Annotated in this window: 8 protein-coding genes and 13 tRNA genes; 18 read left to right on the forward strand and 3 right to left on the reverse strand. The window is 42.3% G+C overall.

The window, feature by feature from the left end:
- Positions 1 to 68 precede the first annotated feature (68 nt).
- The 13 genes from CU633_RS00005 to CU633_RS00065 all read left to right on the forward strand — a co-directional run bounded on the left by CU633_RS00005 (position 69) and on the right by CU633_RS00065 (position 1,754).
- Positions 69 to 145, forward strand: a tRNA-Pro gene (locus tag CU633_RS00005).
- Between the two features lie 14 nt (positions 146 to 159).
- Positions 160 to 235: transfer RNA gene (locus CU633_RS00010), tRNA-Ala, on the forward strand.
- 19 nt (positions 236 to 254) lie between these two features.
- A tRNA-Met gene (locus tag CU633_RS00015) sits at positions 255 to 331 on the forward strand.
- Between the two features lie 165 nt (positions 332 to 496).
- Positions 497 to 573, forward strand: a tRNA-Ile gene (locus CU633_RS00020).
- 16 nt (positions 574 to 589) lie between these two features.
- A tRNA-Ser gene (locus CU633_RS00025) sits at positions 590 to 682 on the forward strand.
- A gap of 36 nt (positions 683 to 718) precedes the next feature.
- A tRNA-Met gene (locus CU633_RS00030) sits at positions 719 to 792 on the forward strand.
- Between the two features lie 3 nt (positions 793 to 795).
- Positions 796 to 871: transfer RNA gene (locus CU633_RS00035), tRNA-Asp, on the forward strand.
- A gap of 160 nt (positions 872 to 1,031) precedes the next feature.
- Positions 1,032 to 1,107 (forward strand) — tRNA-Phe (locus CU633_RS00040).
- Positions 1,108 to 1,132: 25 nt separating this feature from the next.
- Positions 1,133 to 1,206: transfer RNA gene (locus CU633_RS00045), tRNA-Gly, on the forward strand.
- Between the two features lie 5 nt (positions 1,207 to 1,211).
- Positions 1,212 to 1,288: transfer RNA gene (locus CU633_RS00050), tRNA-Ile, on the forward strand.
- Between the two features lie 213 nt (positions 1,289 to 1,501).
- Positions 1,502 to 1,576 (forward strand) — tRNA-Asn (locus tag CU633_RS00055).
- A 7-nt stretch (positions 1,577 to 1,583) separates the two neighbouring features.
- Positions 1,584 to 1,674: transfer RNA gene (locus tag CU633_RS00060), tRNA-Ser, on the forward strand.
- Between the two features lie 8 nt (positions 1,675 to 1,682).
- A tRNA-Glu gene (locus CU633_RS00065) sits at positions 1,683 to 1,754 on the forward strand.
- 60 nt (positions 1,755 to 1,814) lie between these two features.
- Here CU633_RS00065 and CU633_RS00070 read toward each other — a convergent pair.
- The 3 genes from CU633_RS00070 to CU633_RS00080 form a co-directional block, all read right to left on the reverse strand.
- Positions 1,815 to 2,438: a GDSL-type esterase/lipase family protein gene (locus tag CU633_RS00070; protein ID WP_180954804.1), complete on the reverse strand. Its 624-nt coding sequence runs from the start codon at positions 2,436 to 2,438 to the stop codon at positions 1,815 to 1,817.
- Between the two features lie 231 nt (positions 2,439 to 2,669).
- The gene (cls, locus tag CU633_RS00075) at positions 2,670 to 4,118 is read right to left on the reverse strand and encodes a cardiolipin synthase (RefSeq protein ID WP_101657689.1); all 1,449 of its coding nucleotides are present in this window, start codon (positions 4,116 to 4,118) and stop codon (positions 2,670 to 2,672) included.
- 205 nt (positions 4,119 to 4,323) lie between these two features.
- On the reverse strand, positions 4,324 to 5,187 hold the full coding sequence (locus CU633_RS00080; RefSeq protein ID WP_101657690.1) for a metallophosphoesterase: 864 nt from the start codon (positions 5,185 to 5,187) through the stop codon (positions 4,324 to 4,326).
- A 504-nt stretch (positions 5,188 to 5,691) separates the two neighbouring features.
- Between CU633_RS00080 and glgB the strand changes: the two genes are divergently transcribed.
- Genes glgB through CU633_RS00105 form a run of 5 tightly spaced genes read left to right on the forward strand, consistent with a single transcriptional unit; the run spans position 5,692 to position 13,664 of the window.
- Complete coding sequence (gene glgB / locus CU633_RS00085; protein ID WP_101657691.1) at positions 5,692 to 7,638, forward strand: 1,4-alpha-glucan branching protein GlgB; 1,947 nt, start codon at positions 5,692 to 5,694, stop codon at positions 7,636 to 7,638.
- On the forward strand, positions 7,580 to 8,749 hold the full coding sequence (locus CU633_RS00090) for a glucose-1-phosphate adenylyltransferase (RefSeq protein ID WP_101657692.1): 1,170 nt from the start codon (positions 7,580 to 7,582) through the stop codon (positions 8,747 to 8,749). Before glgB ends, CU633_RS00090 begins: the two co-directional genes overlap by 59 nt.
- Positions 8,750 to 8,789: 40 nt before the next feature.
- A complete protein-coding gene (locus CU633_RS00095; RefSeq protein ID WP_101657693.1) occupies positions 8,790 to 9,818 on the forward strand; it encodes a sugar phosphate nucleotidyltransferase in 1,029 nt (342 codons plus the stop codon).
- On the forward strand, positions 9,815 to 11,266 hold the full coding sequence (gene glgA, locus CU633_RS00100) for a glycogen synthase GlgA (protein ID WP_101657694.1): 1,452 nt from the start codon (positions 9,815 to 9,817) through the stop codon (positions 11,264 to 11,266). Before CU633_RS00095 ends, glgA begins: the two co-directional genes overlap by 4 nt.
- Complete coding sequence (locus CU633_RS00105) at positions 11,256 to 13,664, forward strand: glycogen/starch/alpha-glucan phosphorylase (protein ID WP_101657695.1); 2,409 nt, start codon at positions 11,256 to 11,258, stop codon at positions 13,662 to 13,664. Before glgA ends, CU633_RS00105 begins: the two co-directional genes overlap by 11 nt.
- Positions 13,665 to 13,670: the final 6 nt, after the last annotated feature.

Raw genomic sequence — 13,670 nt, forward strand, 5'->3', positions numbered from 1 at the left:
GGATAGAGCGTCTGACTACGGATCAGAAGGTTATGGGTTCGACTCCTGTCGGGCGCGCCATTATTTAACGGGAAGTAGCTCAGCTTGGTAGAGCACTTGGTTTGGGACCAAGGGGTCGCAGGTTCGAATCCTGTCTTCCCGACCAGTAAGCACTTTCATGGGGCCTTAGCTCAGCTGGGAGAGCGCCTGCTTTGCACGCAGGAGGTCAGCGGTTCGATCCCGCTAGGCTCCACCATTCATTATTTTTTATATTTGGCGGTGTAGCTCAGCTGGCTAGAGCGTACGGTTCATACCCGTGAGGTCGGGGGTTCGATCCCCTCCGCCGCTACCATATAATAATTTAAGCATGGACCTTTAGCTCAGCTGGTTAGAGCAACGAGCAAAGCATCCATGAATCAAGCTGCGAGTTGTACCCATCGAGCCGCTGCTTGAATAAACATACTGAGATGGGGACAGACAGTTTTGACTACAATCTTAATTAAAAATAGTTTAACATGGACCTTTAGCTCAGCTGGTTAGAGCAGACGGCTCATAACCGTCCGGTCGTAGGTTCGAGTCCTACAAGGTCCACCATTAATACTTATTATCCGGAGGAATACCCAAGTCTGGCTGAAGGGATCGGTCTTGAAAACCGACAGGCGGGTCAAACCGCGCGGGGGTTCGAATCCCCCTTCCTCCTCCATATTTATTTTTAAGATTTAACTTACACTATTATTGTCGCGGGGTGGAGCAGTCCGGTAGCTCGTCGGGCTCATAACCCGAAGGTCGCAGGTTCAAATCCTGCCCCCGCAATCTGGTCCCGTGGTGTAGCGGTTAACATGCCTGCCTGTCACGCAGGAGATCGCCGGTTCGATCCCGGTCGGGACCGCCATTTTTTATTATAATACTTTTTATATTGGCTCAGTAGCTCAGTCGGTAGAGCAGGTTGCTCTCTTCGATGGTTGGCTTCTGTGGCAACCTGCGAGAAAGATCGTGAGATCTTTTGAGCAAAGGACTTACTTGAATTAAGGTTTAGGAAACACTTGAATTATGGCTCAGTAGCTCAGTCGGTAGAGCAAAGGACTGAAAATCCTTGTGTCGGCGGTTCGATTCCGTCCTGAGCCACCATTGTTGGCGATTAATTCTATACAATGCGGGTGTAGTTTAATGGTAAAACTTCAGCCTTCCAAGCTGATATCGTGGGTTCGATTCCCATCACCCGCTCCAAAAATGGGCCTATAGCTCAGCTGGTTAGAGCGCACGCCTGATAAGCGTGAGGTCGATGGTTCAAGTCCATTTAGGCCCACCATTCCCACAAAAATTAGTTCGGAGAATAGCATTGTTTTGCTGCTCTAGGCCAGAAATAAATGAATCTTATTATTCCGCAGTAGCTCAGTGGTAGAGCAACGAGCAAAGCTGCCATGAATGGACTGCGAGTTGACCCATCGAGCCACATCTTGCCTCGGCTTCCCGAGATGGGGACATTCGAAGCTAAACTGGATTTAGGGAGCATTATTAGTATTCCGCAGTAGCTCAGTGGTAGAGCATTCGGCTGTTAACCGAACGGTCGCAGGTTCGAATCCTGCCTGCGGAGCCATCTATATGGGGAAGTACTCAAGAGGCTGAAGAGGCGCCCCTGCTAAGGGTGTAGGTCGCGTAAGCGGCGCGAGGGTTCAAATCCCTCCTTCTCCGCCATAACGAACGGCCCCTTGGTCAAGCGGTTAAGACACCGCCCTTTCACGGCGGTAACACGGGTTCGAATCCCGTAGGGGTCATCTATCAAAAAAGCTGTTGACAATGTGTCAGCAGCTTTTTTGATTATATTATTGGTTTGGTCACATAGGGATGGAAAATTTTTGTTCATTTAGAAACAAATCGGTTATCACTCTATATCCTAAATCATTGGGATGAACTTCATCTGCCAATAGATGCGGTTTGTTTCTAAAAGAATCCATTGGGTTGATGTTGTAAATTCCAAATTGTTTGGCCGTTTCTTCATACAATTTGTTTATCCCTTGAATTAATTTTTGGGCTAAACTATATAATTTGTGGTCCAGAGTACCTGGATTATAAAGGCCCATTATGAATACTTGGGCATTTGGATTAATTTCAGTGATGATCTGCAAAATGTGACTCAAATTTTGTTTTAACATTTGAATCGTACGAGCGTATTCTAGAATGTTAGAGGTATTCCCATAGGCACGAATCATATCAATTCCGCCTGTTGTCATAGTAATAAGGGTTGCTTTCTTCAATATATCTTGTATTTTGGAATCCCTAACAAATTCAAGCAATTCCCCGCTGCTGCGCCCTGATTTACCAAAGTTTATGTACTGGCAATCTTTTGTTTGTTTTATAGCTTGAAAAAAACTGGCGGCAAATGACTTGTCATGATTAGAAGCTCCCACTCCCTCAGTGAGAGAATCTCCCAGAGCAATATAAAAAACTCGATTTTCCAAGTGAATCCTCCTCGCGTAAAAATGAGCACTTTAACATTTTGTTCAATATTTATTTTTTTATTTATCTTTTTTAAGAGAATGTTTGGAATGCTTCTTACGAGGTTATGAAACGTTAACGATGCACATAATGGGGTTTACTAGTACAGCTTTCATATTTCCACCATGGGCATTATTACTGATTATTTTCTTAAGGCTGCATTGACAAACTTTCACGACAGCATTCGGTTTCCTTTATAAGATCGGGGATAATAACCTGGATATCGATTCTTTGAAACGTACCCATAGCGGGAGTTTTTGATACTGTTCAAGAGTGAGTTCCCTGGATACTTTTACATCGTGATTAAATGCTTTGGTCAGCCTTTGAGCAATACCCTCATCATAAATAAAGGCATTCACCTCAAAATCTAATTTGAAGCTTCTTATATCAATATTCGCTGTTCCAACAGAAGATATTTCTTCATCTACAACAATGGTTTTGGCATGTATAAAACCATTATCGTAAATATAGACCGTTGCCCCAGCCTTTAGTAATTCTCCAATGTAAGACAGGGTTGCCCAATATACAAACATGTGATCCGGTTTATTAGGAATCATAATTTTAACCTCAACGCCAGATAAACATGCAATTCGAAGGCCATCTAATAAACTTGTATCAGGAATAAAATATGGCGTTTGGATGAGAACGGATTTTTTTGCTGTTGTGATCATTTTAATCAATCCATTCTTAATATGTTCCCATTCAGAATCCGGCCCGCTTGAAACGATTTGCATTCCGACTTTTCCTGGAGAAATATCCTCTGGGAAGTAATTTGGAAGAAAGGAAATTTTGTGGCAGCAGGAAGCCTGATTCCAATCGAGAATAAAACGGGTCTGAATCGCATGAACAGCTGTACCCTGTATCCTTAAATGAGTGTCACGCCAATAGCCGAATTTTGGTACAAGCCCAAGATATTCATTGGCCACATTAAAGCCGCCTACATAACCGGTTTTTCCATCAATAATGACTAACTTGCGATGGTTCCGATAATTTAACCGCAGATTGATGAGGCGGAATTTGGAAGGAAAAAAGACTTCCACTTCACCACCAGCTTCTCGAAGCTCTTTAAAAAATCGTTTTGTTAATCCTCTCGAACCCAGTTCATCATATAAAACCCGTACTTTAACCCCTTCTTTTGCTTTCTTCGTTAAAACTTCTATGAGTTTTTTGCCAAGCTCGTCTTTTTTAATGATAAAGTACTGCAGATGAATATGGTCCTTTGCATCTTCGATATCTTTAAATAAGCTGTTAAACTTTTCCTGACCATCCGTAAACAATTCAACTAAATTATCTTCAGTTAAAACAGCATCATTGTTAATTAAATGCATATATATTAAATCTCTGCTGCTTCTTGTAGCTTGATTGCGAAATTGGAACTGGCGGGAACCTAGCTGGGCCAATTGGGTTGCTGCCATTTTTGCGCTTCTAATCTTTTTACGATCATCCCATTGAAACAGTTGATAATGGCTCAGGTTTTGTCCTAAAAGGAGATATAACACAAACCCGGCTAAAGGCATAAAATATAGAACCAACAACCAAGCCCATGAGGAACTGGCATCCCGCCTTTCGCGAAAAATAACAATAATCGCAAAAAAAATATTTAATATAATAACTAGCCCAAGCAATATGGAAGTAATATGCATAATTAAATCCTCACTAAAAAAGTTATGAGTACTAATAATAATTGCTATTCATAATTATGTGTGATGTGACAGGCCGTGTACGTCTTGTATTTATATCAATTGATGTTTAGTCCTGAGAACGCTTCAGATTCGACCAAAGGGAAGCCAGTGGAGAAGAAATATATTGACTAGGGAATACCGGTGTCTTAAGTAAAAGGCTCCGGCGTTAAACTGCCGCCAGAGCCTCTTCTTTTTCTATTTTTTTGTTTAGAGATAGTTGGTGAAGTGTGATTTCAGGACGGCTTCCAATCCGTATGTTAATGGATGTTTCTCCTAATCCTTCACCTATATAAAAAGGTTTTTCATTATAAAGCTGGAGGCCTTTGATCATATTCATTCGCATCATTGTACGTGCGAGTTTCGCGAGATGATAAGGCTTAGGCCAGTGAATCTGTCCGCCATGGAAATGGCCTGAAAGAAGATAATCATAATGGAAGTCTTTCATGTTAAGAACGATGTTTGGATCATGGGTTAAAACTAAGGAATATCCTTCCTTTAGATCGGAAAATGCTTTTTGCAGTTCACTTCTTTTTGAGTGAAAGTCATCAACCCCGATAATATTAATTCGTTCTCCATCGACAAAAACGGCCTCGTTTTCGTTTTGCAGTGTTTTACAGCCATATTTTTTCAATACTTCCCTCAGTATTTCAAAATCCTCCATTTTTAAAATGTAATCGTGATTTCCAAACACTACATATATTCCATATGGTGCATTTAGGCGCTTTAACACTTTTAAATACGGAATAAGTTTAGGAATCGTGCGTTTTCTATCCAGAAAATCGCCAGTAAGAGCAATTAAATCAATGGTTTCGCCGGCCAACTTATCATAAAGTTGTTCGGGTGAAATCGAAATGTGTTCAAGATGCATATCTGAGATTTGCAAAATATGTAAAAGAGGACCAGTTGAACGCTGAAATTCAAAAGTAGGTAAATGAACTTTATTGAAAACAACTTTTTGAGTATTTTTATATGCCCTATAAAAAAGTAGCATAGTGGCGATTAACAGCATAACCAAGAAAAGTACTTTCATTAAATTTCCTCCCTTCCACATTAGTATAGAAGAGTCGAAAGCGGATTATTAAAGGAAATTAATGGGGTTCTTTAGTGGAAAATTGATATGGTCCGCTCTTGTATTTGCATTGAAAAGGGTTTGATATAAACTGTTTCTGAAAAAAATTGCCTTTAGTGCAAATTATATGTTAGTCGCACTCATACCAATTTCCAGTAAAATCTTTATCTAAAATTTACTGGAGCCGAAATCATCGGATTAACAAGAAAATGATAACTAAGAACTCTCCTGTCTCTCTTATCCAATACACCTTCCATGATAAAATCCAAATTTTTTTAAATTCGTAATTTGTCACTGCTTGCTCATAAAGATGTCGAAATCCCAATTATTACCTCATTTCTATTTAAAATTTATCGAAAAAAAGAGTTTATTGTCACAAAATTAAAAAAATTTTTACAAGGATATTCGATACGCAAGCCGAATAATAGATAAAAGTCATGAAATATTTTTGGAGCGGGGAGAAGGATTGTGTTGAACTCATTATTGCCAACAGATTATCAGCTGCATTTGTTTCATGAAGGTACGTTTTATGAAAGCTATCGTTTATTCGGTGCCCACCTTTTTCAGGAAAATGACAGGCAGTTTACCCGATTTTGTGTGTGGGCTCCATCTGCTGCTATTGTCAGACTAGTCGGTGATTTTAACAATTGGAATGGAGAAGGGTATGTCTTTCATAGAGTGAATAATGAAGGTGTTTGGATGCTGATGGTCGATAGAAATCTGGAGGGTGCCCTGTATAAGTATGAAATCATCAATAGTAACGGTGAACGTCTGCTGAAATCTGACCCGTTCGGCTATTATGCCGAGCTTCGCCCTCGAACTGCCTCAATTGTCTATTCTCTTGAGGGTTACGAATGGAATGACCACAATTGGCGAATTCGCAAAGAGAAAAAGCCGATCTATGCTGAGCCGGCAGCGATATACGAAGTTCATGCAGGCTCCTGGAAAAAGAAAGAAGATGGAAGTTTTCTGACTTACAGGGAGCTGGCTGAGCAGCTAATTCCGTATGTCCTGGAGCATGGTTTTACGCATATTGAGCTGTTGCCTTTAGTTGAGCATCCGTTCGACGACTCATGGGGATATCAGGGTACTGGATATTATTCTGTTACAAGCCGTTACGGCACACCGCAAGAGCTGATGTTTTTCATTGATCAGTGCCATCAAAATGGGATAGGTGTAATCCTTGACTGGGTTCCGGGGCATTTTTGCAAGGATGATCATGGGCTGTTCCGCTTTGATGGGAGCTATTTGTTTGAGTACCAAAATAGCCATGACCGGGAAAATCATGAATGGGGAACGGCCAATTTTGATTTGGGAAAGCCGGAAGTACAAAGCTTTTTGATCTCCAATGCATTGTTTTGGATGGAATATTTCCATGTAGACGGGTTTCGCGTTGATGCAGTCGCGAACATCATCTATTGGCCCAATTCAGATGGGGGCCATGCCAATCCATACGGTCTCGAATTTTTAAAGAATTTGAATAAGGCTATTTTTGAGCAAGATCCAAACATGCTGATGATTGCCGAAGATTCAACGGACTGGCCGCAAGTGACGAGCCCTGTGCATTATGGCGGGCTGGGCTTCAATTATAAGTGGAATATGGGTTGGATGAATGACATTTTGACCTATATGGAAGCTCCCTCCTTTGAAAGATCAAAACACCACAGCAAAGTAACATTTTCATTGTTATATGCATTTAATGAGAATTTTGTTTTGCCACTCTCGCATGATGAAGTGGTGCATGGCAAGAAATCACTGTTGGATAAAATGCCGGGAGATTATTGGCAAAAATTTGCGCAGCTGCGCCTTTTGCTTGGATTTATGTTTGCCCATCCCGGAAAAAAACTGATGTTTATGGGTACCGAGCTTGGCCAGTTTGCAGAATGGAAGTTTAGAGAACAGCTTGATTGGAATCTGCTTGAGTATGACATGCACCAAAAATTGAATGACTATGTTAAAGAATTACTGAAGGTTTATAAGCGTTCCAAGCCGTTGTACGAATTGGATCACCTTGGCGAAGGCTTTGAATGGATTGACGTAAATAATTGGCAGCAGTCGATCTTTTCTTTCATACGTAAAGGAGCAAAGGATGGCGAATATCTTATCATAATTGCTAATTTTACAGAAAAAACATACTTGGATTATAAAATTGGCGTTCCTGCTGCCGGGCAATACCGCGAAACATTTAACAGTGACCAGCTCGCGTTTGGCGGTGCGGGCTTTGTGAACAAGCGGGTTGTGAAGGCAGAAGAAAACAGCTTTCATGGACGGCCTTATTCTGTGAAATTAACGATATCGCCATTTGGTTTAATCATATTAAGACCTGTGAAAAAGCGGAAGGAGATGAACAGCAATGGTGAAGAAAAAGTGCGTCGCAATGCTGCTGGCAGGAGGAAAGGGAAGCAGGCTTAGTACATTGACGAAGAACCTGGCGAAGCCGGCTGTTCCCTTTGGGGGCAAATATAGAATCATTGATTTTACGTTAAGCAATTGCACGAATTCAGGGATTGATACTGTCGGTGTCCTCACTCAATATCAACCTCTTGTTTTAAACTCCTATATTGGAATCGGCAGTGCCTGGGACCTGGACCGCAAGGATGGTGGGGTTACAGTCCTGCCTCCGTACAGCGAGTCCTCCGAAGTGAAATGGTATACAGGAACGGCGAGTGCCATTTACCAAAATTTAAATTATTTAGTCCAGTACGAACCTGAATATGTACTTATCCTTTCCGGAGATCACATTTATAAAATGGATTACGAAAAAATGCTGCAATACCACATAGAAAAAGGGGCAGATGTCACCATCTCCGTTATCGAAGTTCCCTGGGCTGAAGCGAGCCGGTTCGGAATAATGAATACGAGCGACGACATGAGAATTACCCAATTTGATGAAAAACCGCAAATGCCAAAAAGCAATCTTGCCTCAATGGGAATCTATATTTTTAACTGGAGCGTTTTAAAAGAGTATTTGGAAATGGATGACCGCAACCCGGAATCCTCACATGATTTTGGTAAAGATGTGATTCCGCTCCTTCTTGATGAGAAAAAGAAAATGTATGCCTATCCATTTAAGGGTTACTGGAAAGATGTTGGGACAGTAAAAAGCCTCTGGGAAGCAAACATGGATATGCTTGACGAAGAATGCGAACTTAACCTGTTTGATTATTCATGGCGAATCTACTCAATCAACCCGAACCATCCTCCCCAATTTATTTCGGCAGAAGCGGATATTACTGAATCGCTCGTCAACGAAGGATGCACCATTGAAGGCGATATTAGAAAATCGGTTTTATTCCAGGGTGTTACCGTTGAACAAGGGGCTGTTGTCAAAGAAACAGTCGTAATGCCGGATGCTGTCATTGGAAAAAACTCTTATATTGAAAAAGCGATCGTTCCTTCCAATATCCGTATTCCCGACGGAGCGGTGATCCGCCCTGTTGATGAGTCGGAAGAGGTGGTACTCGTGACCGATGAACTGCTGAAAGGCATTTCTCATCATGTACCACACAAGATTAAAAATTAGTCAGAAACGCTTACAAATAACAAATCGGGAGGGACAAAAGTTGAAAAAGCGACTACTGGGTGTTATTGATGCAACAACCTATCATGAAGATTTAGAAGAATTGATTATTCATCGTTCTCTTGCAGCAGTTCCGATCGCCGGGCGATATCGACTAATTGACTTTGTACTATCTAATATGGTGAATTCAGAGATTGAGAGCGTCGCAATTTTTCCAAAATACCAGTACCGCTCCTTAATGGATCATTTAGGTTCCGGGCGCAACTGGGATTTAAATCGCAAGCGGGATGGTTTGTTCTTTTTTCCATCGCCAAATTTGGATGGGCCGCAGCAAGGAATCGGATCGTTTACCCATTTTGCGGCGAACCTCGATTATTTTTACCGGAGCACACAGGAATATGCCTTGATTGCCAACTGTTATACCGTGTTCAATATGGATTTCAGGCCGGTCCTTGATTGGCATCTGGCATCCGAATGTGATATTACCGAGATTCGCCAGAAGGGAAAATCGCTCGAAATGTATCTGGTGAAAAAATCCCTGTTGATTGAATTAATTGAAACAAGAGAAAATACGGGATATACGTGCATGCGGGATGTTGTGACCGATATCGCACATTCGTATAGGCTCTGCACCTATAATTATACCGGATTTGCCTTTATGATCGATTCGATTAACGCTTATTTCAATGCGAGCATGAGCATTCTTAAACCATCGATCTGGCAGCAGCTATTCTTGAAGGAACAGCCGATTTATACAAAAGTAAAAGATGAACCGCCAACCCGCTATTTAGCAGGAGCCAAGGTGAAAAATGCGATGATTGCGAACGGCTGCATCCTTGAAGGGCATGTGGAAAACAGCATTATCTCAAGGGGGGTAAAAATAGGCAAAAATTCGGTGATTCGAAACAGTATCATTATGCAAAAATGCCAAATTGCCGAAAACTGTGTGCTCGATTCAGTTATTTTGGATAAGGACGTAAAGATCGAGCCGAATACCGTTATGAAGACTTCAAGCCGCCATCCGTATGTGATTCGAAAAGGAACCGTACAGGGAGCGTTGATGAATTCGTGAAATTACTATTTGCTGTCTCGGAGTGTGTCCCATTCATTAAATCCGGCGGCCTGGCGGATGTCGCAGGATCATTGCCTAAAGAACTGAAAAAACTCGGAACGGATATCCGTGTCATTCTGCCAAAATACGGGAGCCTTCCGGAAGAGTACCGGAAGCATTTAAAAAAGATTTGTGAATTCAATGTACAGGTTGGCTGGCGCAACCAGTATTGCGGGATTGAAGAGCTTGTATTTGAAGGGGTCACCTATTATTTTGTCGACAACGAGTATTATTTTAAGCGCGACCGGCTCTACGGATATTTTGATGATGGTGAAAGATTTGCTTACTTTGACCGGGCTGTGCTTGAAAGCCTATCATGCCTGGATTTTTATCCTGATATCCTTCATTGCCATGATTGGCATACTGCCATGATTCCTTTCCTTCTTAAAGCAGAATATGCAAAAAGGGAAGGCTATGCCTTGATCAGAACCGTTTTTACGATTCATAACCTGCAATTTCAGGGAGTATACCCTAAAGTAATTTTGCATGATTTACTTGGGCTGGGTGATGAATATTTTAACAGCGAACAGCTTGAGTTTTATGGCGATATCAATTTTATGAAGGGTGCACTTGTTGCCGCGGATAAGATCACAACCGTGAGCCCTTCCTACTTACAGGAAATTCAAATGCCGTATTACGGGGAAAAACTCGATGGTTTGCTGAGGAAAAGAAACTCCGATTTAGTTGGCATTTTAAATGAAATTGACGATGAATTTTATAATCCGGCCAATGATCCTTTTATAACACATCCATACAGTGGCGACGATTTGGCCGGAAAATTCAAAAATAAACTGGAGCTGCAGCGTCTGTTCGGGCTTGAGGAGCATGCAGATAAGCCGCTTTTGGTGATGGTCACAAGGCTTACGAAGCAAAAAGGACTCGATCTCGTCAAACGGGTGTTTGATGAGCTTATGGCTGAAAACATGCAAATGATTGTTTTAGGCACAGGGGATGCGGAGTTTGAGGATTTTTTCAGGTGGAAGAGCCACCAGTTTTCTGCACAATTTAACGCACATATCGGGTTCGATGAAGCATTGGCCCATAAAATATACGCAGGCGCAGATTTGTTTTTGATGCCGTCCCTCTTTGAACCGTGCGGCCTTGGCCAGATGATCGCGATGAACTATGGAGCGGTTCCGATTGTCCGGGAAACGGGAGGCTTAAATGATACAGTCCAATCCTTCAACGAGTTTTATAATGAAGGGAATGGTTTTTCTTTCAAAAACTTCAATGCCCACGATATGCTTTACACGATCCGGAGAGCGCTCCACTTTTACGAGGATAAAAAGATCTGGAAACAGCTTGTCAAACGGGCGATGAAAACCGACTATAGCTGGGCACAGTCAGCATTCAAATATAATCGGCTTTATGCCGAGCTCATCTCAAGGAGTGAGAGTCATGTTTTCTAATAAAGAGGAATTTAAAGCTTTGTTTCTGCAGCGCCTTGAGTTGACGTATGGAAAAAGTTTTAATGACAGTACGAAATGGGACCAGTTTCATACACTCGGCAGCATGATCAGGGAATATATTAGCCTGGATTGGATTCAGACGAACGAGCGCTACAGAAGTACAGGGACAAAGCAAGTATACTACCTGTCTATCGAGTTTTTGCTGGGGCGCCTGTTGCGGCATAACTTAATAAATATCGGTATGGAAGACGTTGTAGACAGCGGCTTAAAAGAGCTCGGAATCAACCTTGATGAGCTTGAAGAGGTCGAGATGGACGCAGGCCTTGGGAATGGCGGGCTCGGCAGACTCGCAGCCTGTTTCCTTGATTCGCTCGCTTCTTTAAATTTGCCGGGCCATGGCTGCGGCATCCGTTATAAGCATGGCCTTTTCGAGCAGAAAATTGTTGATGGCTATCAAGTCGAACTGCCGGAACACTGGCTGCGGCATGGCCATGTTTGGGAAGTGCGCAAAGCGGATTTAGCCATCGATATCCCGTTTTGGGGCACGGTTGAGAGCTATACGGAAGAGGGGAAACTGCGTTTCCGCCATGTGGACGCAGAAATGATCACGGCTGTTCCATATGATATCCCGGTCGTCGGCTATAAAACAAATACGGTCAATACGCTGCGGCTTTGGAGTGCAGAGCCCTCTCCGTATCCAATCAACAAGGATATTATGAAATACAAAAGGGAAACAGAATCCGTGTCAGAATTTCTTTATCCTGATGACACACATGACGAAGGAAAAATATTGCGGCTGAAGCAGCAATATTTTCTTGTCTCGGCAAGCATTCGCTCGATTATCCGTTCGTATAAGCGGAATCATGCAAACTTGCTTGAACTCCCGCACTACATAGGGCTTCATATTAATGATACACACCCTGTTTTGGCGATTCCCGAGTTGATGAGGGTATTGCTGGATGAGGAGAAGCTTGGCTGGGATCAAGCTTGGAAAGTCACGACAAAGACGATTTCTTATACAAATCATACGACTCTTTCAGAGGCGCTTGAAAAATGGCCGATTCGCCTGTTCCAGCCGCTGCTGCCAAGGATATATATGATCATCAATGAGATTAATGAGCGTTTTTGCAAAGATTTATGGCTGCGCTATCCCGGTGATTGGGAGCGGATTGAAGCGATGGCGATTATCGCACATGGTGAAGTGAAAATGGCTCATCTTGCGATCGTGGGAAGCCATAGTGTCAACGGTGTCGCAAAAATTCACACAGATATTTTGAAGAAACGGGAGATGGTCCGCTTTTTTGAAATATCGCCAGAAAAATTTAATAGTAAAACAAATGGGATTAACCATAGAAGATGGCTTTTGAAAGCAAACCCGCGCCTGGCTTCACTCATCACAGAGACGATCGGCCCGTCCTGGATAGAAAATCCCGCCGCCCTGTCCCATCTGGCAGAGCATCTACAGGATCAGTTATTTCTGGGGCAAATGAACACAATTAAAAGGGGCAACAAAGAAAAACTGGCCGGGAAAATCAAGGAGAAAACCGGTATAATCGTCGATCCCGCGTCGATTTTTGATGTGCAAGTGAAAAGGCTGCACGCCTATAAGCGCCAGCTCTTAAACATTCTCCATATTATGCATTTATACAAGCAAATCAAGGAGGACCCAAATTTTAAAATGCACCCGAGAACGTTTATCTTTGGGGCAAAAGCGTCGCCAGGCTATTATTATGCAAAAAAGATTATTAAACTGATTCATTCTGTTGCCGACAAAGTAAATCATGATCCGAAAGTAAACGACAGGATGAAAGTGATCTTTCTGGAAAACTATCGCGTTTCACTGGCGGAAGAAATTTTCCCGGCAGCTGATATTAGTGAACAAATTTCGACCGCGAGCAAAGAAGCATCAGGCACCGGGAATATGAAGTTTATGATGAATGGAGCTGTCACACTCGGAACATTGGATGGGGCCAATATTGAAATTATGGAGAAGGTCGGTCAGGAGAATATTTTTATTTTTGGCTTAACTGCAAGTGAAGTTTTGAACTATTATCAAAACGGCGGCTATCATTCCCGTGAGTATTACCATCTTGATACGCGGATTCGCATTGTCGTCGACTCGCTTGTGAATGGCTTTTTTCCAGGAGTCGGGGATGAGTTCGAAACCATTTATGATTCCCTGCTTATGCAAAATGATCAATATTTCGTATTAAGGGATTTTGACGCTTATGCCGAGATTCATAAGCAGGCAGGCAAAGCTTACGAAAACGAGCGGGGCTGGCTGAAAATGAGCTTAATGAATATTGCGCATTCCGGCTATTTTTCGAGCGACCGGACGATTCGGGAGTATGCGGACGATATATGGAACATCAAATCTTCACCAGGAGCGGTGATTTAGTACAAA

The organism is Bacillus sp. V3-13 (assembly GCF_002860165.1).
Classification (GTDB): Bacteria; Bacillota; Bacilli; order Bacillales; family Cytobacillaceae; genus Bacillus_BJ.